The organism is Streptomyces sp. PH10-H1 (assembly GCF_030063355.1).
Taxonomy (GTDB): Bacteria; Actinomycetota; Actinomycetes; order Streptomycetales; family Streptomycetaceae; genus Actinacidiphila.
The window spans coordinates 13,309-38,892 of sequence record NZ_JASISZ010000062.1; the positions used below are offsets into that span (position 1 = coordinate 13,309).

27 protein-coding genes and 1 pseudogene are annotated in these 25,584 nt (G+C 67.9%); 13 read left to right on the forward strand and 15 right to left on the reverse strand.

The window, feature by feature from the left end:
* Positions 1-2 precede the first annotated feature (2 nt).
* From QMK24_RS29975 to QMK24_RS29995, 5 genes are all read right to left on the reverse strand, one after another.
* On the reverse strand, positions 3-2,576 hold the full coding sequence (locus tag QMK24_RS29975; RefSeq protein ID WP_283469962.1) for a hypothetical protein: 2,574 nt from the start codon (positions 2,574-2,576) through the stop codon (positions 3-5).
* On the reverse strand, positions 2,573-2,956 hold the full coding sequence (locus tag QMK24_RS29980) for a DUF6507 family protein (protein ID WP_283469963.1): 384 nt from the start codon (positions 2,954-2,956) through the stop codon (positions 2,573-2,575). Before QMK24_RS29980 ends, QMK24_RS29975 begins: the two co-directional genes overlap by 4 nt.
* Before the next feature lie 103 nt (positions 2,957-3,059).
* Entirely contained in the window at positions 3,060-3,371 is a 312-nt protein-coding gene (locus tag QMK24_RS29985; protein WP_283469964.1) for a pore-forming ESAT-6 family protein, read from the reverse strand.
* A gap of 16 nt (positions 3,372-3,387) precedes the next feature.
* Complete coding sequence (locus QMK24_RS29990) at positions 3,388-3,720, reverse strand: hypothetical protein (protein ID WP_283469965.1); 333 nt, start codon at positions 3,718-3,720, stop codon at positions 3,388-3,390.
* 338 nt (positions 3,721-4,058) lie between these two features.
* Positions 4,059-4,322 (reverse strand): hypothetical protein, encoded by a 264-nt coding sequence (locus QMK24_RS29995; RefSeq protein WP_283469966.1) that lies wholly within the window; start codon positions 4,320-4,322, stop codon positions 4,059-4,061.
* A 612-nt stretch (positions 4,323-4,934) separates the two neighbouring features.
* Between QMK24_RS29995 and aspS the strand changes: the two genes are divergently transcribed.
* Positions 4,935-6,251 carry an aspartate--tRNA(Asn) ligase gene (aspS, locus tag QMK24_RS30000; RefSeq protein ID WP_283469967.1) on the forward strand — a complete coding sequence of 439 codons (1,317 nt, stop codon included), beginning with the start codon at positions 4,935-4,937 and terminating at the stop codon, positions 6,249-6,251.
* Positions 6,252-6,368: 117 nt separating this feature from the next.
* On the opposite strand, the gene QMK24_RS30005 is transcribed toward aspS, so the two are convergent.
* The 7 genes from QMK24_RS30005 to QMK24_RS30035 form a co-directional block, all read right to left on the reverse strand.
* Positions 6,369-6,986, reverse strand: coding sequence for a restriction endonuclease (locus tag QMK24_RS30005; protein WP_283469968.1), 618 nt, complete (start codon positions 6,984-6,986; stop codon positions 6,369-6,371).
* 171 nt (positions 6,987-7,157) lie between these two features.
* Positions 7,158-7,931: a cupin domain-containing protein gene (locus tag QMK24_RS30010; protein WP_283469969.1), complete on the reverse strand. Its 774-nt coding sequence runs from the start codon at positions 7,929-7,931 to the stop codon at positions 7,158-7,160.
* 30 nt (positions 7,932-7,961) lie between these two features.
* Positions 7,962-8,861 (reverse strand): radical SAM protein, encoded by a 900-nt coding sequence (locus QMK24_RS30015; RefSeq protein ID WP_283469970.1) that lies wholly within the window; start codon positions 8,859-8,861, stop codon positions 7,962-7,964.
* Positions 8,858-10,159: a radical SAM protein gene (locus QMK24_RS30020; RefSeq protein WP_283469971.1), complete on the reverse strand. Its 1,302-nt coding sequence runs from the start codon at positions 10,157-10,159 to the stop codon at positions 8,858-8,860. The genes QMK24_RS30015 and QMK24_RS30020 overlap by 4 nt, the downstream gene beginning before the upstream one ends.
* A gap of 4 nt (positions 10,160-10,163) precedes the next feature.
* Positions 10,164-10,520, reverse strand: coding sequence for a hypothetical protein (locus tag QMK24_RS30025; RefSeq protein WP_283469972.1), 357 nt, complete (start codon positions 10,518-10,520; stop codon positions 10,164-10,166).
* A gap of 323 nt (positions 10,521-10,843) precedes the next feature.
* Positions 10,844-11,710, reverse strand: coding sequence for a 2'-5' RNA ligase family protein (locus tag QMK24_RS30030; protein WP_349307904.1), 867 nt, complete (start codon positions 11,708-11,710; stop codon positions 10,844-10,846).
* On the reverse strand, positions 11,631-13,076 hold the full coding sequence (locus tag QMK24_RS30035) for a helix-turn-helix domain-containing protein (protein WP_502962615.1): 1,446 nt from the start codon (positions 13,074-13,076) through the stop codon (positions 11,631-11,633). Before QMK24_RS30035 ends, QMK24_RS30030 begins: the two co-directional genes overlap by 80 nt.
* A 633-nt stretch (positions 13,077-13,709) precedes the next feature.
* Here QMK24_RS30035 and QMK24_RS30045 point away from each other — a divergent pair.
* The 8 genes from QMK24_RS30045 to QMK24_RS30080 all read left to right on the forward strand — a co-directional run bounded on the left by QMK24_RS30045 (position 13,710) and on the right by QMK24_RS30080 (position 20,295).
* A complete protein-coding gene (locus tag QMK24_RS30045; RefSeq protein ID WP_283469973.1) occupies positions 13,710-13,904 on the forward strand; it encodes a hypothetical protein in 195 nt (64 codons plus the stop codon).
* 243 nt (positions 13,905-14,147) lie between these two features.
* Positions 14,148-15,194 carry a hypothetical protein gene (locus QMK24_RS30050; protein WP_283469974.1) on the forward strand — a complete coding sequence of 349 codons (1,047 nt, stop codon included), beginning with the start codon at positions 14,148-14,150 and terminating at the stop codon, positions 15,192-15,194.
* Positions 15,195-15,295: 101 nt separating this feature from the next.
* Positions 15,296-16,828 carry an amino acid permease gene (locus tag QMK24_RS30055; RefSeq protein WP_283469975.1) on the forward strand — a complete coding sequence of 511 codons (1,533 nt, stop codon included), beginning with the start codon at positions 15,296-15,298 and terminating at the stop codon, positions 16,826-16,828.
* The gene (locus tag QMK24_RS30060; protein WP_283469976.1) at positions 16,828-18,210 is read left to right on the forward strand and encodes a glutamine synthetase family protein; all 1,383 of its coding nucleotides are present in this window, start codon (positions 16,828-16,830) and stop codon (positions 18,208-18,210) included. Before QMK24_RS30055 ends, QMK24_RS30060 begins: the two co-directional genes overlap by 1 nt.
* 50 nt (positions 18,211-18,260) lie before the next feature.
* Complete coding sequence (locus tag QMK24_RS30065) at positions 18,261-18,809, forward strand: LuxR C-terminal-related transcriptional regulator (RefSeq protein WP_283469977.1); 549 nt, start codon at positions 18,261-18,263, stop codon at positions 18,807-18,809.
* Positions 18,796-18,996, forward strand: a complete 201-nt coding sequence (locus tag QMK24_RS30070; RefSeq protein ID WP_283469978.1) for a hypothetical protein — start codon at positions 18,796-18,798, stop codon at positions 18,994-18,996. The genes QMK24_RS30065 and QMK24_RS30070 overlap by 14 nt, the downstream gene beginning before the upstream one ends.
* A gap of 126 nt (positions 18,997-19,122) precedes the next feature.
* The gene (locus tag QMK24_RS30075; RefSeq protein ID WP_283469979.1) at positions 19,123-19,776 is read left to right on the forward strand and encodes a hypothetical protein; all 654 of its coding nucleotides are present in this window, start codon (positions 19,123-19,125) and stop codon (positions 19,774-19,776) included.
* 27 nt (positions 19,777-19,803) lie between these two features.
* A complete protein-coding gene (locus QMK24_RS30080) occupies positions 19,804-20,295 on the forward strand; it encodes a hypothetical protein (protein ID WP_283469980.1) in 492 nt (163 codons plus the stop codon).
* Between the two features lie 238 nt (positions 20,296-20,533).
* Here the strand turns inward: QMK24_RS30080 and QMK24_RS30085 are convergent, their stop codons facing one another.
* From QMK24_RS30085 to QMK24_RS41975, 3 genes and pseudogenes are all read right to left on the reverse strand, one after another.
* Positions 20,534-21,634 (reverse strand): integrase core domain-containing protein, encoded by a 1,101-nt coding sequence (locus tag QMK24_RS30085; protein ID WP_283469981.1) that lies wholly within the window; start codon positions 21,632-21,634, stop codon positions 20,534-20,536.
* Between the two features lie 242 nt (positions 21,635-21,876).
* The gene (locus QMK24_RS30090) at positions 21,877-22,005 is read right to left on the reverse strand and encodes a hypothetical protein (protein WP_283469982.1); all 129 of its coding nucleotides are present in this window, start codon (positions 22,003-22,005) and stop codon (positions 21,877-21,879) included.
* Between the two features lie 43 nt (positions 22,006-22,048).
* Positions 22,049-22,192 (reverse strand): annotated as a pseudogene (locus tag QMK24_RS41975) (transposase); the annotation flags it as partial.
* Positions 22,193-22,885: 693 nt separating this feature from the next.
* Between QMK24_RS41975 and QMK24_RS30095 the strand changes: the two are divergent.
* The 4 genes from QMK24_RS30095 to QMK24_RS30110 all read left to right on the forward strand — a co-directional run bounded on the left by QMK24_RS30095 (position 22,886) and on the right by QMK24_RS30110 (position 25,553).
* On the forward strand, positions 22,886-23,191 hold the full coding sequence (locus tag QMK24_RS30095) for a helix-turn-helix domain-containing protein (RefSeq protein ID WP_283469998.1): 306 nt from the start codon (positions 22,886-22,888) through the stop codon (positions 23,189-23,191).
* 981 nt (positions 23,192-24,172) lie between these two features.
* On the forward strand, positions 24,173-24,907 hold the full coding sequence (locus tag QMK24_RS30100; RefSeq protein WP_283469983.1) for a hypothetical protein: 735 nt from the start codon (positions 24,173-24,175) through the stop codon (positions 24,905-24,907).
* Positions 24,832-25,332, forward strand: a complete 501-nt coding sequence (locus tag QMK24_RS30105) for a hypothetical protein (protein ID WP_283469984.1) — start codon at positions 24,832-24,834, stop codon at positions 25,330-25,332. Before QMK24_RS30100 ends, QMK24_RS30105 begins: the two co-directional genes overlap by 76 nt.
* Positions 25,329-25,553, forward strand: coding sequence for a hypothetical protein (locus QMK24_RS30110; protein ID WP_283469985.1), 225 nt, complete (start codon positions 25,329-25,331; stop codon positions 25,551-25,553). Before QMK24_RS30105 ends, QMK24_RS30110 begins: the two co-directional genes overlap by 4 nt.
* The last annotated feature ends 31 nt before the right edge of the window (positions 25,554-25,584 follow it).

Consider the following 25,584-nt stretch of genomic DNA (forward strand, 5'->3'; position numbering starts at 1 on the left):
CCTCATGGTGAGATGTCGAACTGTTTCATCTGGTAGCCAGCATACCGAGCGCCGTCGGGCTTCGCCTTGACCAGTACGTAGTCAACGTTGCCATTCTTGAGTGCCACGCGAAGCTGCTTCGCCAAGGCCTTCTCTGCCCGGCCCTCGGGCGTTCTCTTGGCCTTGTCCGCGCGCTTATCCATCTCGTTGAGGATCGTTTCGAAGTACTCCGGTGTCCCCTGCGTTACCCGCTGTCCAGTATGCCCTTTTCGCGTGCCGAGTTGGGCTTTTTCGGATCCCTTGGCCTCGACTACCACGTACCGTCCGTCCGCAGTCCTGTAGACCTGGTCGAACCGGTTGTTTCCGAGTGCCCCGTCGTCGAGTCGCTCCGCGTGGGGATAATTCTCGGGAATCGCGTGGTGTTCGGCGACGTTCTCGCCAAACATTTCGCTTGCCCGGCTCATTTGACCGTGCAGGGGCGAATGCGTTGCGTCCGAGTGAGCCATTGCGTCGGCCAGTTCCTGAGTGGGATTGGCCTCGTACGCCTTCTCTGCGGCAGCCAGCCGCTTCTCTGCTGCCCTGTCGGCCGCGATGGCCTGATGCCTCTTGGTCGCCTCACTGTCGAGATGCTTCAGGGCGTCGTCACTCACCGCTGTCCTGTGTCCGAGAACGGGGTCGGGACGCAGGTACTTCTCGGCGACCGCCGGCGGCAGGTCGCTGGCCGCAACCCACTTACCAGGATGGGTCGGGTCTGCCGCCAACTTGGGCAGCCGCTGGCCGTACCCGCCGTCGAGTTTGGTGAAGCGCCGGTAGCCGTTGGACCGGTAGTACTTCTTGAACCAGGCGGGATCGTTGTTGGCACGCACAACCTGGTGCCGCATTATCTCGAGTGGGCTGGGCGGGGGCTCTTGACCGTGCGGTGGCCGCCCCTCGTGGCTGCTACCGGATCCGGAGCCTCCGTGTTGGCCCGGAACATGGCCGCCCCCGCTACCCTCGTCACCTGTTCCGTGACCGGAGCCTGAAGCATGTCCCGTCTGATCGACACCATCGCGAGCCCCCGAGGGCAGGGTGTCGGCGCCGCGTCCTCCAGAGCTTCCTGCGTGACTGGCTGATGGCCTCTGTCTCAGGTCATGAGCAATGCCCCCCGGAACGTGGCCCCTCGTCCCGATCCCATCGCCCACGTGGGCCGTGGGATGGGCTCCCACCAGCACCGGCTCCCGCTGCGGCAGCGGGTTGTGCTCGGCCCCGGCGCGTTCGGCGGCCGAGGGTTCGACCTTGATGTCGCCGACGGTCTGGACGACCTTGCCGGATTCGTCGAGGAGGGCGCCCGTCTTGGGGTCCAGATAGACCGTCTTGCCCTCGGGATCGATCAGCCGGACGGAGGTCTCCGGCAAGACCGGGGGGCGCGCAGGTGCGACGTCCGTCAGCCCCGGCAATTTGTAGGCACCGCCAGCGACGTCGACGATGGTGCCGGTGCGTAGGTTCTTCAGGTTTGCCATGAGGTCTCCGACCTTGACGAAGGCGACCCTTCCGGCCTTGAAGACGTACGTCATGGGATCCACCACGCGGCCGAACTTGCCCACGAGGGAGATGGTCCGTGCTGCTGCACCGGTCTTCGCAGCGGTGCCCGCACCGTCAGTGAGGACCGTGGTGATGACGTTGAAGGTGACCGCGCCGGCCGCCCGAGCCGGGTTCTTGCCCCATTCGTCATAGGCGATCAGCGCCTTGCCCGTCTCCTTCAGTGCCGTACGCGAGTCACGTATCCAGGAGGGCAGTGCCTTGTCGGGGGCGGCCAGGAAGATGGTGCTCAGGCCCGGGATCGTCGTGATCGTCAGGGCGGTGCTCAGTTTGGCCAGATTTGTCCATGCCTGGCCCGCGGCATCCCAGCCGTCGGCGACGAACAGGGTGCCCAGCCCCCTGATGGTGCCCACCACGCCGTCGATGATGAAGCCGTCCCAGACGTAGCTCTTGGCCTGGTGAGCGGCCCAGGCCAAGCCGGAGTACTCCTGCTCGGTGGTCGAGCCCCAGGGCGTCTCTTCGGCGTGGTCGAGATCCTCGGCCTTGTAGCCGTACATGTTTTGCTTGTGGGTACCGTCGTCGACGATGAGCGGGGCACCGCCGACCAGTGCGGTGATCTTGCCGCAGCAGCTGCGCTCGGCCGCCCAGAACGCGTCCATGATGGCGTTGACGTCATAGACGAGGTCGTTGTTGTGCTGGACCTTGTCCTCGTCCTCGCGCCACTTGTCGTCGTCCTGGACCTGGGACACGAACGTATGGGCGTCGGCTGTGACGGCATCGAGCCGGTCCACCAGGGGGCGCACCTCGGTGCTGTACGCACTGAGCGCGGCGGATACCTTTTCCAAGTCATCGGCGAACGCGTCCGTCTTGAGGGCCACCGGAGCGGTGGTGGCGAACAACTGGTCGGCCTCCGGGGCGTGATAGAACGCCGAGAGCCCCTGGAACGTGTTGTGCACGCCCGCGCCTGCTGTCCGGAAGTGCCCGGCCTGCCCGGTCAGTGCCGCCGTGTCGCGATCCAACTGGGCCAGGTTGCCGGTGAATTGGTGTATGCCTGCCGGGTTGATGAGCTTGTCGCTCACGGCCTGCCCCCCGCTGGTTTATCGGACAGAACGATCACGGGCTCCTGCACCGCTGTGGCCTGAGCGTTCGCGGCCATCGCCAGATTGCCCTGGGTGTACCAGTTGGTGGCTGTGGCCGCCCCGTTCAGCGAATTGGCGGTACGGACCGCCACATAGACCAGGTCCTTCTGCCGCGCCATGAGAAACTCGCCCAGCGCAGCCTCGATCACGCCGGTCGGCGCCTCGTGGGCGTGGGGGCCCGCGACCGTGCCTGCCGACTTCGCGGCGCTCGGCAGGGTCTTCTCCATATCCTTGCCGGCAGTCGACAGCCCCTCAGCCGCCGTCGCCGCATTTTTGAGCACGGTCTGCACCCCGGACTGGGTGATGTCCCAAGCCGTCACGACAAAATCCCCCTGATTCCCGAACCCCATACCGAAGCCGCGCCACAGTGCTCCGACGACTTGGCGCTGGTCTTCCCGGCCTTCCCGGCCTCTTGCCCGCAGGTCAACCGATGTTGTCGACCGCGGACTTTGCCCTGGCCAGCGTCGACTGAGCCGTACTGTCGTTCTGCTCCAGCGTGCCGCGTACGAGACGGATGATGTCGCGCACTTCGTTCGCAGCGCGGTTCCAACGGATCTCCTTGCCGTGGTACTCGTCCGAGACCCCGTCGGCGGTGAAGTCGGCCATCGCTGACTTCACCGCGGCGTCCCGGTCGTGGAGTACCAGCTCAATCCGGCCGATGATCACCTGCAAGCCGCCCTGAACCTCGGTCGAAGCACCGATGTCGTAGCTGGTGCGGTCCTGGTTCTGCCCCATCGCTGTCTCCCCGTATCTATCGCCCGGAGAACCGGGCAGCGTCGAAGTTGGCTCCGGACATCGTCTGGTGGGCGTTGCTCTCCGCCTCCTGGTCACCGGCCACGAAGGCCGTGTCCATGCCTGACTGGCCGCCCAGAATCCCTTGCAGGGAACCGTTCAGCGCATCCGTGATCTCATCCGCGTGCAGCTTGAAGGAGTCGAACGCCGCCTTGCCGGCCCCGTTGAACTTGCCCTCCAGCGGATCCGCAGCGGTGATGAGCTGCCGAATCAGCGTGCCCAGATCAGTGCTGGACCCTTCTGTGCTTTTCCCGAGACTCGACAGCGTCGTAGACCCCATGTCGAACTTCATGCACCCGCCCCCGAACAGTCATCTACACATCGGAACTTCATGCGTCGCAGTGTGCACACGCACACCATGCCTCCCACCCTATGGCACGTATGTCTATAGAAGATGTGATTGAGACAGCATGCAAGTAGCCCTGTCGCCAGACTCGTTGAGGGGAAGGGGGTGAATCACAGCCTCCCTCCAGAGGTGTCCGCTCGCCTCGTCCGGCGTCGGGGTATGGCCGCTCCGGGTAGGAGCGGCTTGGTCGTCGAGCCGGCATTTTGCTCCGATTGCAGGACGAACGGCTCCCGGAACAGGCCCGGCCCGTCGTGATCGGAAGCCACCAGCGCGCACCGTCAAACTCATGAGGGCGTGCCTGCGGGCTCCTGCCGCGATTGATAGTGCAGGCCGGGTGCCCGTTCGAGGTCCACGACAAAATCGTCGGCTCGGGGACCGGACTCTCCTGCGGTCGCGGCCAGGGTCAGGGTGTAGCCGTCAGCGGTGTAGGTCGTGGGACCGGTCCGGGTGAGGCGGTCGCGTGTGCGGCGCCACAAGTACAGCGCGCGATTCTTGCGGGACAGCCGTAGCGTGCCGGGTACTTGGTCGCAGGTGTAGGTGCCGAGCATGGTGTGAAGAGCTTCGCTGTCTGGGTCCGGAGCGGACGGCGCGGCAGCCGGAGCCAGCGACTGGTGGATGTCGGCTGTGTGAACGAGGAGGGAGTCGAGGTCCTGGCCCGGTACCCACCGACGGCAGGATGGCGAGCTCGCCGAGGACATCGGCGACTTGGTCCCGGCCCGCGGTCAGCGGCTCCCCACCGTGTAGCTCGATGGCTTGCCGTCCCTGGAAGAGCTGGGCGATCCGGCGTCTTCCCTTTGGCTAAAGCCTCACTCCTGAAGTGAAGATCTTGCTGCGGCGCGGAGCGGAGCATATTCGTTGCGATGCATACGCCAGCACCCCTATCCTCTTGTGTAACGCGTCGAAGGAGACGAGTAGCCGCGGGACCACGCGAGTCGAGAGAGCTGCCGGTAGCTGTGAAGGCAGCCTCGCACCCCTTGGTGAAGACCCTCCTGAGCGCGGGGAGAAAAGGCCCTCGGGCCCAATGCCCCGCCGGTTGGCCCCCGTCATCGGGTATGAATGAGGCCGCCGCTGTCTGGTGGCGGCAAAGGCGTGGTGGCACCGCGAGTACCCTTCTCGCCCACGCTCCCAAGGGATCATGACGACGCCCCCGGAGGGCTGCGATGATCCACACGACAAGCCGCGTACTGGTCTGTGACCTGCGAGAACACGTCGGTCAAACCGTTTCGATCTCAGGCTGGGTGAACACTCTCCGCCTGCAGCGCAAGATGCAGTTCGTTCTCGTGCGGGACCACACCGGCATGGCCCAGGTGACCCACAAGCGCGACGACAGCGAGCTGGAAGCCCAGCTTGAACATTGCACCACCGAATCCGCCGTCCGGATCGTCGGCCGTGTCGTGGACAACCCGGTGGTCAAACTCGGCGGCCTGGAGATCATCCCCGAGTCGGTCGAGATCCTGAACCGGGCCGAGGCGCCGCTGCCGATCGACGAGCACACCGGTCTGGAGCAGCGCCTGGACTGGCGCTTCCTGGACGTCCGCAGGCGCCCGGCCGCGCAGCTGCTGTTCGCCGTGCAGACCACCATCGAGCAGGGAATGCGCGAGTTCGCGTACAGGCAGGGCTGCACCGAGATGCACACCCCCAAGCTCATGGGCACCGCGTCGGAGTCCGGGGCTGAGGTGTTCAAGCTCGGCTACTTCGACCGTTCCGCCTACCTGGCGCAGTCGCCGCAGTTCTTCAAGCAGATGGCGATCGCCGCCGGCATCGACCGCGTCTTCGAGATCGGCCCGGTCTTCCGCGCCGAGCCGTCCTTCACCTCCCGGCACGCCACCGAGTTCACCGGCGTCGACGTGGAGCTGGCGTGGATCTCGGACGTCGAGGACGTGATGGTCTTCGAGGAGCAGATGCTCGCGCACGCCATCGCCAAGGTCGCCGACCTGCATGGTGAGGCGGTCCGGGAGCTCTTCGGTGTGGACGTGGTGGTGCCGCAGACTCCGTTCCCGCGGATCACCATGGCGCAGGCGCAGGAGATCCTGCGTGCCAAGGGCTGGGACCCCGAGGGGACGAAGGAGGACCTCGACCCGGAGGGCGAGCGGGGCATCGCCGCCCACATCAAGGAACAGACCGGGCACGAGTTCGCGTTCATCACCCACTACCCGACGAGCATCCGGCCCTTCTACCACATGCGGCCTGCCGACCAGCCGGGCCTGACGCTCAGCTTCGACCTGCTGTGGAAGGGCCTGGAGATCACCACCGGTGCCCAGCGCGAGCACCGCTATGACGTGTTGCTCAAGCAGGCCGCAGAGAAGGGCATGGGCACCGAGCCGTTGCAGGACTATCTGAACGCGTTCCGGTATGGCTGCCCGCCGCACGGCGGCCTCGGCCTGGGGCTCGGCCGGGTGCTGATGGTGATGCTCGGGCTCGACTCGATCCGCGAAGCCACGTTCCTGTTCCGCGGGCCGAACCGACTGACCCCGTAAGGCTGTTGCACCCGCTCCCTTTGGGGCCTGGGCGCTCGGGGATGCTGCGATCAGGTCGCAGTATCCCCGAGGCTCGGGGAATCAGGCCGACTCCTCGTTGTGAAGGCAGCGCAGCGACTACGCCGTGCCCTGCCGCCGCTTCCGAGCCGACCGTTGACCGCGTGGCAGCCCGCCGCCGGCCCCACTCAACGGCAGGAGGGACGCCAGGGGTGCTCCGTTGTTCCAGGAGCCGAACAGGTCACGGTTGAGGGCGACGATGTTGTGTTTGACCGCGAGGTCCCGGGCGGCCTTGCCGTACGCGCAGGTGGCGACGAACAATGCGACGTCGGCCTGGTGCTCTGCGAAGGCCATGCCGACGAACTTCTGCATGTCCCCGCTGGGCACCGAGCGGTGGGGCGCGTAGTGCTTGACCTGCACGACCAGGCGTCGGCCGTCGGGCATGCAGGCGATGACGTCGGCAGCCAGATCCCCTGAGCCGCCGCTCACGAAGACGCCGGTGCAGCCGTCACGGCGGCACAGCTCCGCCACGTAATGCTCGAAGTCCTGCCAGCTCATGGCGTCGATGGCGGTCATGGACCGTTCCAGCTCCATCCGGCGGTTCTGCTCCCGCCACGCCTGATCGCCGGCCCGCTCGCGCCGGTGTGCCCGCCACCCGAACCAGCCCAGCGTCCCCACACCGCCAGCGAGGGCGACCCCGAGCACTATCCACGGGACCTGCCAGAGAGCGAAGAGCACCGCTGCGGCCCCGCCCAAAGCCACAGCTGCTCGCTGACGTAAAGCTCGTCGCCGCTGCGCCTTGGAACGGCGTCCCTTCCGTTTGGGCATGGAGTCCCTTCCCCGTTGGTGAACTGCTGGGCAGTGTGGGAGTGCTGGGCGGTGCTGCCAAGGTGGCGTTTCCGGCCATGATCAGTAGCGGGTGTTCCGCAGGTCGGTCAGCCATGCCTGCTCGGGGTGCTCATCCCAGTGTCTGCGCAGAGCGATCTCCCGTGCCGCGTAGCGGCCCTGGTGGCACAAGCCGCCGAGGGACAGGGTGACGCTCATGCTCAGCGGGCTCTCCCCGGTGACCCAATGCGGGGTCAGGGCGTGGCTCCACAGCAGGTTGCCGGGTTCCATGCGCATGGACTGACGGGCAGCAGGGTCATGAGCCGGAGGCTGCTCGGCGGTGATCTCGCCGGAGACAGCCGTCCCTGCGGTGACGATCTCGTCCGGCCTCTGGTAGCTGTGGAAGGTCTTGATGCCTTCCACCTGCCACACCAGGCCGTGCGAGTTGTCCGAGTGGTACGTGGAGTTGCTTCCCGGCCCGGAGATGAACAGAGCGGGCGAGCACCGTTGCCAGGTAAACCCTTGGCCGGCCAGGAACGCACGCCACGGGATCATGACCTGCGCCTGGAAGTCGTGCAGGAGGCCGCCGTAGAAACGGCTGAGATTGAAGTGCGCCAGGCGGAAGGGCCAGGACAGGATCTCGTCGAGGGGCGCGGTGCGGACAGTCAAGGATCGGGCGGTCCGCACTGCGCTGCTGATATCGCCGAGGACCGTGATGCGCGCTTCCTCGTCCCGGCGCACGATGTCGAGCACCTCCCGGGCATCGGGGAAGGTGAGGTGAAATGGGACGAGGTTCGCGGCGACCGAGAAGTTCGGCGGGTTCCTCCAGCGTGCGGTGAACTCTTCGGCGCTGGTCACGGGGTGCAGCATCGTAGAGAACCTCGCAGGTCAGACGTCCGCCCGGCACAGGGCCGCGCAGTCCGGGGTCACGCGGTCCTGCGACGGGGCGCTGAGGAAGCGGGCGATGTCGGCCCGCGGCCCGAGCACACTGCTCGATTCCTGACCGTAGGGGCAACGTCGGAGATCGCCCTTGGCGGAGACGTACACGGTGGGTGAGCAGCATGGGTGACGGTCCTCGGGCGAGAGGGTGGCGGCCTGGATGGTGTCCAGGTGTTCCTCGTAGCCGGCCCCCAGCTGGAAGTGGCGGTTGAGGGCCTGGGCGTCGGTCCGGTGCTGGCCGAGGTACTCCGTGGTGTTCAAGCCGGCACGCTGGAGTGCGGCGGCATCGAGGGTGATGGGGCTGAGTTGAAGTTCAACGCCTGCTGCGGCGACGTGCTCGGCGATCTCGCGGCACTCTTCGGCGGTGATCCGCCAGCAGGTGAGGTGAAGGATCTTGGTCGGCGTATCGGTCCGCTGGAGGGTGGCGACCGCGGACAGCACGGTGCGGGTCGTCCGGCCGAGGGCCCTGGCTCCTTCGGAGTCCGCGGAGACGGTGACGTTGTGCAGGAGGCGGGCGATCGCCTCCAGCGCGGTCACCTCGGCTTCGGTGCGGGCGGAGGTGACTATGGAGACGGGCATGCCGAATTGGTGGGCGAGCCTCACGAACTGCCGTAGGCCGGGGTGGTGGGTTGGCTCGCCGCCCGTGAGGCAGATGTCCCGGATCCCGAGTTCCTTTAACCTGGACAGGGCCCGGGTGTACGTGCGTACGTCGAGGAAGCCGTGGGCGCGGTCGGCGCGAAGGCAGAAGCCGCAGGCGATCTTGCAGTGGCCTGCCGTGCTGACCAGCGCGGAGCGGAAGCCGCCCACCCGAGTGGCCGAGGGGAGGTCGAGGTCGGTGCTGGGGTTCATTGCACCCCCGTGTTGTCCCAGGCGGCGATCTCCACGGAGCCGGTGTAGAAGGCGCACATCTGCGGGTCGGGGGCGTCTCCGCCGATGAGGGCCTGTTCGTTGCGGGAGGGGCCGCCGCAGATAGCGAGGGCGGGGCAGTCACCGCAGGCGGCATACGGTGCGACGGGCTTGGCGATGGAGGCCAGGAGATCCGGGTTCTGGCGCAGCTCGTCGAGGGTGTGGATGAAGGTCGGTTCTTCGAAGTTGATGTCGCACAGGCTGATCCGGCCGCCGCGCAGCAGCGCGGCGTTGAGGCTGCGATCGCCCTGCATGTGGTCCAGGAGCATGGGGCGCCGGGTATCGAGGGCCTGGAAGGCCCGGTCGAGGACGGAGAACACCATGCCGCCCTGGGCCAGCGCGACCATCCGGGCTTGATACAGCTCGCGGGCGAGGTCGCGGCCGTTCACCCGCCAGCGCCCGCCGGAAGGGATGGGGGTATTGGCGTAGATGAACGTCAACCCCAGCTCTTCGATGATCCACGTCACCGCTTCACCGAGCCGGCCGACATTGGCCGCGGTGGGGGTGAGGTTGGCACCGACGTGGATGCCTTCCGTCGCCACCAGGCGCCGCACGTTGGCGCGGATCCGGTCGTCGGCGGGCTGCCCGCCGAGCAGCGTGCGGTTGACGGCGTTGACCGCTGGTGGCCCGTCGATGGAGATCCCGACGCCGTATTCGTAGCGGGCGAAGTGCGCGAGCATTTCGTCCGTCAGGCGGGCGCCGTTGGTCACCACGGTTCGGCGGATGCGCTGGACCCCGTACTGGGCGGCCAGTTCGTCGGCGAGCTCGTCGCCATACTGCATGAGGTCGAAGCGGATGGTCGGCTCGCCGCCGAACCACTGGATGGCGACCTCCTTCTGGCCGACGTTGTCCTCGAAGAGGTACGTCAGGCCTTCGGCGATTTCCTCCTGCGTCATGTCGGCTGCGCCGGTGTTGGTGTGGACGAAGCAGTAGTCGCAGGTCATGTTGCACTTGGTGGTGATGACGACCCGCAGACCGCTGATCCGGCTCGGGGTCGCATCGAGGCCGAGCAGCTCAAGGCGGTGGAGGAGTGCTTCACGCCGGTCGACGGGTGGCCCGTCGGAGGTGAAGCCGTGCTCTGAGAGAGCGGTGTGGGTGGCGGTCGGGGGGACCGCGGAAAGGTCGGTGACCTCCCCGCGGTCGAGGTACACACTGTTCAGCCCGACCGGGTCGAGGAGGACCGCCTCGCCGTCCCGGTCGAACTGAACGTATTTCCCCCAGAGAAGGCCAGAGGCATGCATGGGATCAGGCGGCCTCTTCTTCGGCGATCCCGAGGCCGGCCATGGCGTTCCGGATGGTCTCCTCCGAGAGGGCCTGGAGGATGGAGGACGCGGCAGGCGAGCCCCCGTCCGACAGGACGATCATGCCCGGCAGGGTCGGGTTGGCCGCGATGACCGTGATGCCGGCAGGCGCCGTGCTGATGACCATGATGGCGTTCTCCAGCGGAACCCAGCTCAGCTGATCTTTGACCGCCTCCAGGATCTGGGCCTGCTTGGCCTGGAAGGAGTCGCGCTCTCCCATCCAGACACCAGCCTTGGTCTTGGAGTCGACGACGTCTGCGTAGAGCAAGTGGTCGTTCTTCGTGCGGCGAGGCGTTGGCATGTTCGCATCTCTCCACTGGGTGACACCGATGGCGTGCGTGCTCCGAACCAGGTGATTCCACCGGCTGGCGCCGCACCTTGACTCGTCATGGAGCCTCGCCCAATCGCCGCAGGTGCGCACATTGCAGCCGTGATATCACCACGGTGATAAGGAGACTCGGGACCCCGTCCAAGCCGCTGCACCGGCGGTGAAAAGGGCTGAGGACCAGCGCGGCCCATGAAGGAACGCGTGGAGTCAGAGTCTTCAGCCGGGCGCGAGCCGAAGAGATTGCGCGCCTTCAGAGAGCACTCGCACCGGGCAGGACCGTCTCGATGTTCGCTGTCTTACTCACCCGGGGTGACGGTCCGGCCGACGGTGGTCGCGAGCGCGTTCTGAGGGCGGAGCGGGACGGTGTGGGCCACGTCCCAACGGTAGGCGCGGTTCTCTCGGCGCAACTCGACCAGATGCACTTCTCGGACGTCTAGCTCCTGCGGCGCTAGGGCACGCAGGGGCTGGATCTGTTCTCGGACGCGTTCGGCGTCCGTCGTCTGGTTGCAGTAGGCGACCCCCAGGTGGGGGCGGAAGTCCTGCGGGGGGTGGCGTTCGTGAAGCCCGATATCCGTGTACGCGGTGTCCACGGCCTGGTGGAGCGCCAGCAGCGGTTCCCAGGGGGCGAGGCTCATGCGTATCGCGCCCCGGGAGCCGGCAATCGGGATGGCCTGGAGTTTGAACGACGGAACGGCGTGGCACCGGAGGCGCGCCGCGTCCGCCAGGTCGTCCAAGGTCTGCTTGTCGACTTGGCGGGCGTCTCCGATGCGGGCAATCGTCACGTGGAGACCGTCGGCGGGGACGCGGTCAAAGGTATTCCCCGGCAGCGGCTGCTGACACTGGACAGCCAGCTCCGCAACTTTAGGGGAGTGCTCCGTGGTGAGGAACCAGTAGTAGCGCCGGGTGCTGGCAGTCCAGCCTGGCCGATCCCAGTGGTTGCCCATTTCGGGCAGGGCGGAGAAGGCCCGCCATTCATGATCTGCGATCGTCTGCGGATCGCTCAGGGAAGCGGGGGGATCGACGGGGAAGGCCGCGGAGCGGGCCGAGTGGTGGACCGGATTCACCGGACTCCTCAGAGGCGTTCTATGTGCGCGGAGCAGGGTCGGATGCGCAGACGACGTAGGAGGCAGGTTTCGCCCGCCAGGTGCGCAGCGCCTCCGCATACTCCCGTACCTCGGGAAGTTTGCGCCACTTGTTCGCCTGCTGTTCCAGTTCGTGCGCGCGCTGTACGACAGACCGGATGGGGCGGCTGCTGCTCGCGCGCAGGGCGGACTGGCCGAGCGCCATTGCCCGCTCCACGTCCGGCTGCGGCTGCTGCACGACGGCAGAGGCGACGTCGAGCGCCACCAGGGCCCGGCTCCACGCGGAATCCGCGCTGTCGATGTGGGCGTCCACCTGCTCGGCATAGTGCAGGACCTTGGCCACGTCGCCGAGGGACACGTACGCCGTGGCGACGTTCGCGAAGGTCCGTGCGCGGCCGTAGGGCTCGAAGGAGATGCACGGCGTCAGGCCCTCGGGGGTCGCGAACCGGTCCGCGAGTTCCAACGCCTGCTGCGCAGCATGCTCAGCGGCTGCCCGGTCTCCCCGCTTGCTGAGAGCGCGGGCGGCTCCATTGGCCAGGAGTCGGATGGCCTGCGGACTGTCCGGAGCACGGTCGACACCCGCCATGGCGAATGCGTGGGCCTCGGCGTATCTGCCGTCGTAGTACGCCTCCAGCGACTGCGTGCCGCGCACCCACGCCACCAAGGAATTGTCCTCGACCTCCGTGGCCAGTTGCAGGGCTTCGGCTGAATAGCTGCGCGATGTCGGCAGGCGGCCGGCGTTCACGGCCATGTATCCCAGTAACCCGGAGGTCATGGCGGCCAGGACGTAGAGCTCGTGGCGTTGCCGCGGGTGCTGGGAGCCGGACAGGAGGGTGTGGAGGAGTCCCCGGATCTCGACGGCACGGGGAGCCAGAGCTTGTGGGCCGACGGTTTCGTAGCGTTCCACGAGGTCATCGAGGCTGCCGCGTAACGCGGCCAGCGTCGCGTCGTCCACGTTGACGGACGCCATGCTCTGGGCGCGCCGGACGATAGCGAGCGGATCTTCCCACTCAACCCGTAGCTCGGCAATTGGTACAGCTGGCGCCGCAGGGCGCCATTGGGCGGGCTGTCCTGGCAAGGGGAGAGCAACCAGGTGGCCTGGAACGCCAAGGCCGCCGAGGAACTCGATGGCCTTGGCGATGTTCGTGAGTTTCCGCGCGCCGGACTCCAACATGGACAGGTACGCCTGGCTCAAGCCGGTGAGCGTCGCGATGTCTTCCTGGCGAAACGAGGCGCGCTCGCGAATCACGCGGCTGGCAAGACCGAAATCCCATGCCGCCAGAGCGCCTTGCACGGCAGGATCGCGCCAGACGTGATCCGGGACTCGGAGGACCGGCGGAGCGTCGTCCTGGGCGAGGCGCGTGCAGGCGGAGCACAGCTGGTCCTCGTTGTACCGGCTCAGTCGGCAGGCGCAACGCGCGCACCGACGTCCCTCCTCAACAGCCATGCAGGGTGCTCCTCGGCGTACTTGCGGATGGATCGTGACGCCCAGCGATTCGATACGTACTCAGTGATATCACCGTTCGGATGTGCGCGGCCCAGAGTCCCCCCGCATCCTTTGTTGAGTCCGCACAAGTCGCCATCCAACAAACCGCTTTGAGCCATGAGACGTGGACATCGAGATCTCCCCGCAGCGGTCATCCCAGCATCAGTCAGTCCGCTGCGGAGCGATGGGATCGTCGCCTCCCAGAGCGTGGGGAGACGGCTGGGAAGGGCAGGTTCTTGGTGCTTCCCCGGTAGCAACCCGCCCATCGGTCGCCCCGCAGCGTCCGTGCGCTCAGCTGCGGGGCGGCCGCCTCAGGGAATCGGCCGAGCCAGGAGCGGCTCATCACACAGGCTCACCGGTCCCGTCAGGTCCACGACCTTCTTGACGCCGGGCATGGGCTCGGCTGCGAAGCCCCAATCAATGGAGAAACAGAGATGGAACCGAACCGGCCCGAGTCGATTCCCGGGGACACCTATGCCACCGGCTCCCGGAGCTGTTCCTCTCCGCTCGGACTGTCACCGCTGACCCGCCAACTACTGAAGACGGGGGCAGGCGAAGCGGCTGCGGTTACACACGACGGTTTGAAAGGTTGTCGTGGCGATTAGTATCTCGCTGCTGCTTGTGCTGTTGATCATCGTGGTGGTGTTGATCCGGCAGAAGGTCATCAAGCCGATTCCTGCCCTGCTCTGCGCCGTGATGGGTTTCGAGGCAGCTGCCTCCCGGGCGGGGCCGTCGATCGCGCAGGGCATCACGAGCGTCGTCGGCGCGATCGGCCGCATCCATCTCTAGACCGGCCGTCCCGGGGCTGCCTGTGCCTTGTCGCATCCCCATTGCGCTGGGCGTGTACGGCGCCCCGGGACGGTCGCCCACCCCACTGATGTCTCCATCGAGGAATCCGATGACGCATGTACCGCAAGCGGCGAGGGCGCTGCTACGGCCGGCAGCCCTAATTTCCGTCCCAACACGACCGGTGGCGGAGCCAGCTGAAGCACCCCGGCCTCAGTTCGAGTTATCACCCGCCGGGATGCGCTGATGCGTGCGCAGGAGAGCGCGGACCGTGCGGAGTTTCGGCCGCTGACGCACCCAGCGGGGCTGGACGACGAGCTGCGTGTGGCGCTGGAGGAGGTGAGGGCGGGCCGGTGGAAGCCGATGCGGGATCTGCTGGCAACTACGGGGACGGACTGGGAGTTGCGGACGTCGCGTTCGCAGGTGTTGGGGACGGCGGCGGCGCGCTCGCATGTGGTGCGCGAGTGGCTGGCGGAGGAACCGCAGAGCGCGGACGCGGTGATGATGCGGGCCCGGGTCGGGGCGGAGCGGGCGCTGCACGCCCACCGTGCCGGTCATGACAGCGCGCAGGAGTTCGCCCGCGAGGCCCGTAAGGCGGCCATCGCTGCGGCCGAGCGGTCGGAGCGGGATCCGGTGCCGTGGGTGTGCCTGCTGGCACTGGCCCTGCTGGACAGGGACCAACTGCTGGAGGAGCACCGCTGGAGGGCGCCGGAGCCGATGTTGCCGGCCGGGCCGTGGCGGCTGATGCACCGGGTCTACCAGCGGGACCGGTTCAACCGGGAGGCCCACCACCGGATGCTGCAGGTCCTTCTGCACGCGCGGACGGGTGGGTCGGCGGCGGCGCTGCAGTTCGTGCACTGGGTCGGTACGTGGGTACCGCGAGATTCGGGTTCGCCGCTGTTGGTGTTGCCGTTGTACGCGTACGCGGAGCATTATCGCGCCCGCCGTGAGCAGGGCGCCTACGACACCGTGGCGCTCTGGCAGTGGCGGGGGGAGCCGGTGGTCCTGGATGTGCGCCGGGCGTATCAGGGCTGGTTCCAGCAGTCGCTGCCACTGCGGCGGTCGGTGCTCGACCTGAGCTATCTCGCCCATGCGCTGTGGGCGGGGCGCCAGTACGAGGAGGCCGCCCAGGTCTTCGCCGCGCTTGGCCCGCATGCGGCCCGGCAGCCCTGGGGCTACGTCGCCGACGACCCCGATGATCCCGCAGCAGCCGCGGCCGGGTTCGTGCACGCCCGAGCGCAGAGCCTCGCGGTAGCCGGCGGCCCGCCGCCGCGCGCCGGCCCCCGCCACTGAACAGCATCAGGCCCGGCAGCCAGCCGGCTGCTGGACCTGTTCGACGCTCCCTCGCTCGTCCCTCGCTCCTTTCGTTCTTCTTCGTCGTGGAGGTAGTTTCCGTGTCCGGTATACAAGGGTCCGCCGGCGCTCAGCTGGCGGATGATGACGACCTGTTGCGCGATCTCGGCTATGAGCCGGAGCTGAGCCGCAAGATGGGTTCGTTCGGCAACTTCGCCATCTCCTTCAGCGTGATCAGTGTGTTGTCGGGGTGTATGACGTTGTATGGCTTCGGGATGTCGACGGGCGGCCCGGCGGTGATGCTGTGGGGCTGGCTCGGTGTCGGGCTGATGGTGATGTTCGTGGGCGCGGCACTGGCCGAGGTCACCTCGGCCTATCCCACCTCGGGCGCGCTGTACTACATGGCCGAGCGGCTCGGCGGCCGCAAGTGGGGCTGGTACACCGGCTGGCTGAACCTCCTCGGTTTGTTGGGCGCCATTGCAGGGATTGATTACGGGGCGGCGCTGTTCGCGGGCGCGTTCGCGAACCTGCAGTGGGGCTTCACCCCGACGCCGGCCAAGACCATGGTGATCTACCTGGTGATCCTGGCGGTGCATGCGGTGCTGAACCTGTTCGGGGTGCGGCTGGTGACCGTGCTGAACTCGATTTCGGTGTGGTGGCACCTGGGCGGGGTCGCGGTCATCGCCGGGGCGTTGACGCTGGTCCCGGCCCATCACCAGTCGCCGCATTTCGTGTTCACCACCTTCGTGAACAACACCGGCTGGACGAATCACTGGTACGTGCTCGGCCTCGGGTTGCTCCTGGCCCAGTACACGTTCAGCGGGTATGACGCCTCCGCGCACCTGTCGGAGGAGACCACCCAGGCACAGATCAGCGCGCCGCGCGGGATCATGCGGGCGATCGGGTGGTCATGGCTGGCCGGGTTCGTCCTCCTAACTGCCCTGACGTTCGCCATCCAGAACTACGCGAACACCCAGGCGTCGGCGACCGGGGTGCCACCGGCCCAGATCTTCCTCGACGCGCTCGGCGCCTCGGGGGCGAAGGCCCTGCTCCTGGTCGTGATTGCGGCGATGCTGTTCTGCGGGAACGCCGAGGTCGCTGCGACCTCCCGGATGGTGTTCGCGTTCAGCAGGGACGGGGCGCTACCGGGCAGCGCCTGGTGGCGGCGAGTCAGCGGGCGCACCGCGACACCGGTACGGGCGGTGTGGCTGGCGGTCGGTGTGGCCGCGCTACTGGCCTTGCCGTCGCTGTACAGCCCGGTGGCCTACGGTGCGGTGACCGCGATCAACGTCATCGGGATCACCCCCGCGTACGCCATACCGATCTTCCTGCGGTTGCGGGCCGGACGCCGCTTCACGCCGGGGCCATGGAATCTGGGCCGGTGGGGGATGCTGGTGGGCTGGATCGCGGTGGTGTGGGTGGCGTTCGTGACGGTGCTGTTCTGCCTGCCGCAGACCCGCCCCGCAGGCGGCGGCTGGGTGACGGTGCAGTCCTTCAACTACGCGCCGGTCGCTCTGCTGGTGGTGCTGGTGCTGGCGACCGTGTGGTGGTGGACGGCCGGCCGCCGCACCTATGAGGTACCCACACTGGCCGGTGCGAAGGAGCTGGCCCAGTACGCCGAGGAGGTCGTGTAATGCGCGACGCGACCGCGACGGGGACCGTGCCGGGCGGGCTGCTGTCGCCGGAGCAGCTGCGCGCCCGGATCGAGGCGGGTGAGATCATGATGGTGCAGCTCGCCCTGCCGGACTTGCAGGGACGGCTGAAGGGCAAGCTGTATGACGCCCGGCACTTCCTGGACGAGATCGTGGACCGTGGTGCTGAGGTGTGCGCGTACCTGCTGGCCACCGACGTCGACATGCGGCCGGTGGACGGCTACGCCCTGGCGTCCTGGGCGAACGGCTACCCGGATCTGCGGCTGGTCCCGGATTTGACCACGGCCCGGATGCTGCCATGGCAGCACGGCACCGCCCTGGTACTGGCCGACGCCGTCCACGCCGACGGCCGCCCGGTCGCGGTAGCACCCAGGGAGGTGCTGCGCGGCCAACTGGCACTGCTGGCCGGACACGGCCTGACACTGAAGGCCGGACTGGAAACGGAGTTCGCGCTCTACAAGGGGGCAGCCGAGGCAGCCACCGCAACAGGATTCCGGGAGCTGGAACCGGTCAGCGGCGACAACCTCGACTACGCGCTGGACCACGTCCCGCCCCTGTCGGTCTATCTCCAGGACCTGCCAAGTGCGCTGGCCGGGGTGGGTCTGGCGGTGGAGGCGCTGAAGACCGAGTCCGGCGGCGGGCAGGTGGAGGTGACCTTCCGGTACGGCGAGGCGCTGACGGCCGCGGACAACCACACGGTGTTCAAGCAGGCCGCCAAGGCCATCGCGGGCCGGGCGCAGATGACGGCGACGTTCATGGCCGCCCCCGAGAGCGGTGTCGGTTCCGGGCTGCACTTGCATCTGTCGTTGTGGCGGGGCGGGCAGTCGGTGCTGGCTGGGGCGGACGGGGGCTTGTCGGCGCTGGGTCGGCAGGTGATTGCGGGGCTGCTGGACGGGCTGCCGGAGCTGATGCCGCTGCTGGCACCCATCGTCAACTCCTACAAGAGGTTCGCGGACGCATCGTTCGCGCCGACCCGGTTCGTCTGGGGCCGGGACAACCGCACCTGCGCAGTACGGGTGGTCGGCCACGGTCCCCGGCTGCATCTGGAGGTCCGGCTGCCTGGCGCGGACGCCAACCCCTACCTGGCGCTCGCCGCCGCGGTCGCCGCCGCCCGGCACGGTATCGAGCACGACCTGAATCCCCCGCCACCGGTCGTCGGCAACGCCTACCAGGAGACCGACGCCCCGCTGGTGCCAGGCACGCTCGATACGGCCCTGGACACCTTCGCCCGCAGCAGGCTCTCCCGCAACGCATTCGGGGCGGAGACCGTCGCGCACTACACCCGCGCCGGCGAAATCGAGCGCGATGCGCTGCGGTACACCGTCACCGATGCCGAACGCCGCTGCGGACTCACCCGCGCCTGAACCGGTGTCAGCCGGTCGCTGCGCCCACTCTGAAGGAGGAATCACCAGCGATGATCACTACACAATGCGCGGGGGCACGGCCGCTGGCGGCCCGGGAGAGCGACGTGCTGCGCCTGGTCGCAGCAGGCCGGGACAACCTGGCCATCTCAGCGGAGACCGGGCTGTCGGTGGCCTCGGTGACGTCCACCCTGCGACGCATTCAGACGAAACTCGACACCGGCCAGCGGGCAGCCCTGGTCGACCGGGCCTACCGCACCGGACTACACCCCGCACCGCCCCTCCACCGTCCGGACGATCCGCCAGCCTTGGACCGTGAACTGCTGGTGCTGCTGCGGCTGATAGCCGCAGGAACCAGCCCCCGGCGGATGGAAGCGGTCCTGCACCGCTCCCGGAACGCGGTGCGAGTCCGCATCCAACGGCTGTTGGAGGTACTGGGCGCCGACAACGCCGCCCACGCGGTGCACCTGGGCTGGGAATTCGGCTACCTGCACCCGGCCGACAGCGGCACCGGCCCGGCCATCACACCATTCGCCGGGCGCAATGCCGCAGGGCGCGACGGCACCATCCGAGATGTGGGGAGGCGCGGTGACCGGGGGTGAGGTGCTCGCACTGGTCTGCAGCATTGCCCTGGTCGGCCTCGGTTTGCACACCGTGCTCCGCTCGCTCCTCGGACTGGCTCCCTACAAGGAGCAGGTCGTACGCCTGCGCCGGCACCACATCGGTGAATCGGCCTCATATCTCGTGCTGGCCGACATCCTCAATGAACGGTACACACAAGCGGGCTGACCGATTTGTTCGAATTCCCTTGCGCAGCCCCGCCCTGACAATCAGTCGCCCCTTCTTCGATTGCACCTGCAGTGCCGGCGCACCCCGCTACCGTCGAAGCAGATCACCAGCCAGGGGAGGCCACCGATGAACCGTAAGGACCGCCGCGCGGACCGTGAGCCAGGCGGGGGCCGCACGCCGCACACCTGGTCAGGACTGGGCCAACCCGCCCAGGGACGGCTCCAGACCGCCAAGCGGTTCGCGCCCGGCGACGAATCGCGCCAACGGCAGGACTTCCTGGCGGGCACCGTTTTCGCAGCCGGTGCGGGAGTCGCCTTCCCCGAGGACGGCCCCGGCGGACCGGCGCCCCTCGGCCCGCTGTTCACCGTCTACGTGCACGAGGACGAGCGGACGTTCGGCCCCGCCCCGCAGCTGCGCGAGGCGTTCGCGCTGCTCGACGAGCACGGCTCGGTCAAGATGCACGATCTGATGGACGTCGGGACCGCATGGGCGGGGCTGGGAGGCGAGGAGCCCCTGGTCAAGCTCAAGCTGGAGTTCCATGGTCCGTCCCGCGGTTCCACCGGGCTGGTGCTGCTGGCCGACCAGCACGCCGAGATCTGGCAGTACATCGTCGGTGGCGGACTGCTCGCGATCACCTCGCAGCCCCGGATCCAGGACGTGATGAACAGGCAGCCGGGCGCGAGCTTCGCGCAGGCCATGGAGGCGTCGATCCTGCTGGGTGTCGGCACATCCCCCGTGCTGGAACAGATGATCGACGCCTACGGGTGGGCCCGTCCCTGACCCTCGGGACCAGGAGAGAGTGATGGCATGGCGACCGATGACGACCGGCAAGCGGCGCTGCGTCTGGCCGGGCAGGCCCACGAGGTAGGGCGCGTATCCGGGCGGAAACCCTGGCGCGAGGCCCTGCAGTGGATCAGCCGCGGGCGTCTCGGCCGGCGGCACGGCTGGCCGGTCGTCCCCGAGCTGGCCACCCCGTGGCAGGACACGATCTCCCCCGAACGCACCGGCTGGCGCAACCGCGCCGCCAACCTGGACGATGAGCACGCTTTCGCCGTCGATTACCGGATCTGCCGCCGCTGTCGGCTCGGATGGGTCGAAAACCCGTACACCATGCCGCAGTACGAACGGTGCGGACTGGCCACCGCCGGCCTCGCCGCCCTATGCGCGGAGCACCTCGGACTGGCGTGGCACACCCTCGGCGGCCACTCCACCGACGCACAGGCGTTTTGGACCGCCGTCGGCACCGACGTACCCGGCGGCTATCAGCAACGCTCACTCTGCCCACACGTCACCAGCTGAGGCAGCAATCGGGGCCCTGATGGATGGGTTCCATTCCTGTTCGCTTTGAAGGGGACACCGCTGTGTTCAACGTGTCATTCCGGGGACTGGTCAAGTTCCTGTGCGCTGTCGTGATCGTCGGCACCATCATCGGAGCGCTGAGCGGGAAGTGACCGGCAACAACGAGATCAGCGGGGGCCAGTTCCATGGTCCCGTCGTCCAGGCGCGCTGCGCCTGCCGAAATCCCCGTCCGTGCAGGTCAGGCGGCTTCTCGGTGGTATTCGTGGAGGGTGCCGCTGAGGCGGTCTCGGCGGCGTATCCGGAGGTCTTTGAGTTGGTCGGGGTGGGTGGTCGGCTCGGGGGCGGCGCGTAGGGGTGCGGCTTGAGCGAGGGCTTGGTGGGGTCGGTGGGTGTTGTGGTGGGTCTCGAACTCGCGGAGCGCTCGTAGCAGGTGGGCCTGGTTCCAGATCAGGGTGCGGTCCAGGAGTTCGTGGCGGCAGGTCTGTACCCATCGCTCCATGATCGAGTTCATTCTCGGTACTCGTATGCCGCTGAGGACGACTTGGATGCCCGCGTCGGCGAGGACGGCGTCGAAGGCGGCGGTGAACTTGGAGTCCCGGTCCCGGATGAGGTAGCAGGCTTTGGTGCCGGCGTCATCGAGGTCCATGGCGAGGTTGCGGATGGCTTGGGTGGTCCAGGCGGCGGTGGGGTGTGCGGTGGTTCCGAGGATGCGGATGCGTCGGCTGGTGTGTTCAATGACGGCGAGGATGTATTGGCGTTGTCCGGTGAGGGTGACGGTTTCGATGAAGTCGCAGGCGAGGAGTGCGTCGGCCTGGGAGCGGAGGAAGTCGGCCCAGGTGGTGGTTGATCGCTGCGGGGCGGGGTCGATTCCCTCGGTCTTGAGGATCTCCCAGACGGTGGAGGGTGCGGTCTTGATGCCGAGGGTGGTGAGTTCGCCGTGGATGCGGCGGTAGCCCCAGTGGGGGTTCTCGCGGGCCAGGCGTAGGACCAGGAGCCGGATGGAACGCAGGGTGCGGGGGCGTCCGTTGCGTTTGGGTCGGCTGCTGTTCGCGTGGCGTTGCTGGATCAGGTTGCGGTGCCAGCGGAGCACGGTGTCGGGGCGGACGAGCAGCCGCAGGCGGTGCAGGACTTCGCGGGGGAGCGGTTGGAGCAGGGCGGCGAGGAAGGCCCGGTCCGATTTGGTGAATGCGGGCCGGTCATCGCCGAGTTGGCGTTGCAGGACGTTGAGCTGGTGCCGCAGCGCGAGGATCTCGGCGTCCTTGTCCCGGTTGCTCATCGGCAGCAGCCGGAGCATGGCGAAGGCGTTGGTGGCGGTGAGGTAGGCCAGCTTCAGTAGCACAGTCGATCATTTTGCCGGGGTTGCTGATGGCAGCTCGTGGCGGGGTGACCTGCACGGATGTACTTTTCGGCAGGCGCACCGCCGGGCATCCCGGGCCTCGATACCGGCGAGCCACCGGTAGTAGCCCGAGCGGGAGACCTGGAGCACCCGGCACAGCCGCTGAACGCCGAAGACGCCGGCGTGGGCGGAGACGAAGTCCCAGCATGGGGTCTCCCCTGCTCGAAGAGCTTGGGGAAGGGTCCTCACTTCATCTCTTTCGCGAAATAGGCGGCTGCCCGTCGCAGGATCTCGCGCTCCAGCTGCCACTCTTTCTCGGCCTTCAGCAGCCGGGCGGTCTCCGCCCGCAACCGGGGCCAGCTCCGCCTCCGCATCTCCCGGCGTCACCTTGCCGCCGTCCGCCGGGGGCCCGTCCACGTCGCGCACCCAGACGCGCAGCGTCTCGGGGTTGACGTTCAGATCGGTAGCAACGTCCCGATACGTTCGCCTGCCGGCCGAAGCCCGCCACAACGCGATCGCGTCGGACCGGAACTCCGGACTGTACTTCGACGGCCTTGCCATGGAGACCTACACCTTCCTGGACCGTCAAGATCCATTCTCAGGTGTGTCCACACTCCGGGGGCCGCCTCAGGGCCCAGGACTTCGCCGCGATCCGCACCTACCCGGCCACCGCCGACCGACACGACCAACCCATGCTCGACGTCCTCGTGCAGGCCATGCGAGGCAGACCCTGGACGCCCGCCACTGCCTGATCGCCGCTCGCCCCACCAAGTGGCGATCAAGCACATCCTCAGCCAGAACCACCTTCGCGCTGACCAGTAGAGACGGCTGAGGCAGGGCGTACCGCTTCGCCCCCGAGCTGTCACTGACTGTGCGGCGTCCGTCCACTCGGGACACCTGCCCGGAGGGCTCCGAGATGGAAGAGGCCGCCCGGGCGGGCTGGCTGCCAGCCCCGGCTCAAGGCTTGCCGGATGCTCACCGTGACCAGGGCGGGGACGATGGGAGAGGTGTGCTGTGGCGTGTCGACGAAAAGCAGGGCGCCTTGCGGTTCCTCCCGCTGGACCACGAATGTCGCTCCGAGTCCGCCGAGGCAAACCGGGCATTCGCTGTTCTTGCGGACCTGCCAGCAGTAGACGGTGCCATCCACGGTCAGTCGTCGTGAACGCTTCCCAGCCAGTGCCATACACACCCTCCTTCACGGTTCGAGGACAGTACCCCGCCACCGCTTGACCCCGCTGGTCCGATCGACCAGCGATCAAGCACGTCCTCGGCCACAACCGCCTATCCAGTTACTTCCAGACTACCGAGCTGGTGCCACTGCTGGCCGAACGGGGCGTCAACCTCTCGCGCGAGGAGGTCTTCCACCTGGTCACGCAGCCGCCGCAGCGGATGTCGATGGACACCCTCGCGGCTCTGTGCGACATCCTCAACTGCCAGCCCAACGAGCTCATCGAGGTCCAGGTGGTCAACGAAGAGGTACGCAAGACCGCCGGCGGCGAAACGCCCGGCCCGCTTCCGGCCGTGCGTCGGACCTCGATCCGGCGACCGGAGGGCCTGTGACCGCGCCCTCACCGACCGCCCCGTCGATCGTCGCCCGTCTTGCCGCGCAGGCGGCGCGGATGGAAGCCGCCACGAACGCCGCGGTTGTCCAAGCCACCACGGCTCTGCCGACCCTCAGCACCGCCGACGCGACAGCGGTGTTGGAGGCGGCGGTCCCGATCCCTGTCCGCGGCGCCGCTCGGTTCCTGGAGGAGCTGGCCGATCACATGGCCGCTCACCCCGACGCCCTGACCTCGGGCAGCTCCCTCTGCCCACCGGTTCTGCTGCGGCTGGCCCAGGTGCTGGACGAAGCCGGACATCCGGTCGTTCGCCCCGGATGCGCGCACTGCGGAAAGATCCGTGCTGACCTGCGACAACTCCGCCCCGAAGGGCGGCTCTGCGGTTCGTGCGACGCCCGAAGCCGCAAACGCGAAACCTGCGCACGGTGCCACCGCGACGGCCAGCGCGTCGTTGCCCCGGCGCCCCGAGGGCCCGATCTGCCATCGCTGCTACCGCGCGGACCCCGCCACGTTCGAGGAGTGCGCCGACTGCGGTCAGCTCCGACACCCGGTGCGACGGGGCGACGGCCGAGGGCTGTGCATGAAGTGCGGGAAACGCCCGATGCACACCTGCGTGAGCTGCGGGAAGTCCGCAGCCGCCGCCCTCGTTGATGACGACGGCGCACTCTGCCACCTCTGCTACGACCGCCATCGCCGGCCACGGCGGCCCTGCGGTCGGTGCGGGCAGCTCAAGCGGATCGCCTGCAACGCGCGCGACGGGCAGCCGGACCTGTGCGACGGCTGCTACCAGGGCCCCGAGGCGACCTGCTCAATCTGCAGCCGGGTCCGCCCCTGCACCAGCCGCGATCAGCAGGGACAACCGATCTGCGCCACCTGCTACCAGCGACACCGCACTGGCGAGCCGTGCGCCCGCTGCGGTCGGACCAAGCCGGTCAACACCCGATGGCCGATCAGGCCGGTCTGCATAACCTGCTACACAGCCGTGCTCCGGTCACCGGCCGAGTGCCCCCGCTGCGGCATAGTCCAGCCGCTGATCGCGCGGGGTGACGACGGCGCCGAGGTCTGCGGACCCTGCGTCGGATTCGCCGCCGACTACACCTGCCGCCGGTGCGGCCGGGCGGGCAATCCCCACAGTCGCGGCCGATGCGCTCACTGCGTCCTCGCCGAGCGGGTCAACGCCCTGCTGGCCGGGCCCGACGGCACGGTCGCCCCGCAGATGGAACCGCTCGCGGCCGCGCTGACGGACGCTCCCTCACCGTTCCGTGCTATCCAGTGGATCAAGGAGAGCCCGAACACCAGGCTCCTCGCCCGGCTCGCGGCCGACGGCCACGTGCTCGGTCACGAGCTGCTGGATGAGCTTCCGCCCAGCCGGAACCAGCGCTATATCCGTCAACTCCTCGTCCACACCGGCATCTTGGAGGAACGCCACGAGGACCTCGAACGCATCCCGGGCTGGAGCACGAGCTCGCGGACAAGCCGGCCGCGCACGCCAACCTCGCCCGCCCGTTCCTGCACTGGTTCCTGCTCCGACGAGCACGCCAACGGGCCGCCCACCGCCACCATCCCGCCTCCGCCGACCGCGACCTGCGGCGCCGCGTCAGCGTCGCCCTGGACTTCCTGGCCTGGATGGACCAACGCGACTTGGCCCTCGCAGACCTCGCCCAAGAGCACATCGACAACTGGATCACCGCAGCCACCAGCCAACGGCGCTACCTGATCCGATACTTCCTCAAATGGACCACGAGCCGGCGGCTTACCCGCGAACTGACCGTCCCCTCCCTCCCGAGACAGGAGCCCCAGGACCTGCTCGACGAGGACGATCGATGGCCGCTCCTCCAACGCTGTCTGACCGACGATGCCCTGCCCACGGACGTCCGAGCTGCCGGCCCGATCACCCTGCTGTTCGGTCCCTCCACCGAACCTCTCTGCCATCTGACGCCCGAGCACCTCAAGTTCGACGACAAGCATGCCCACCTGGTCCTGGGCCGCCCCCCGTCCTGCTACCGCCACGGCTCGCCGAACTCCTCCGTCAACTTGCCGAACAGCCCCAGCTACGGCCGCAGCTCTCACGAACCCACCCAGGGCCTCGGTGGCTCTTCCCGGGCATGGTCCCGTGCAAGCCGATCTCGACGCACGGCATGACCCAGAAGCTGGGCCGCCATGGCATCCCGGTTCGCACCGCTCGCAACGCGGCGCTGGCTGCTCTCGCTGCTGATCTCCCCAGCCCGATCCTCGCCGACGTGACCGGGATGCACCGCCACACCGCGCTCCGCTGGGTCGCCTACGCCCGACGCGACTGGGCCGAGTACCTCGCCGCCCGAGCTGTGGACAAATCGGGAGACGTCGTTCCAGCCATCGACTAATCTCGCGAGGTTGTTCTTCGCGCCTTCAGGA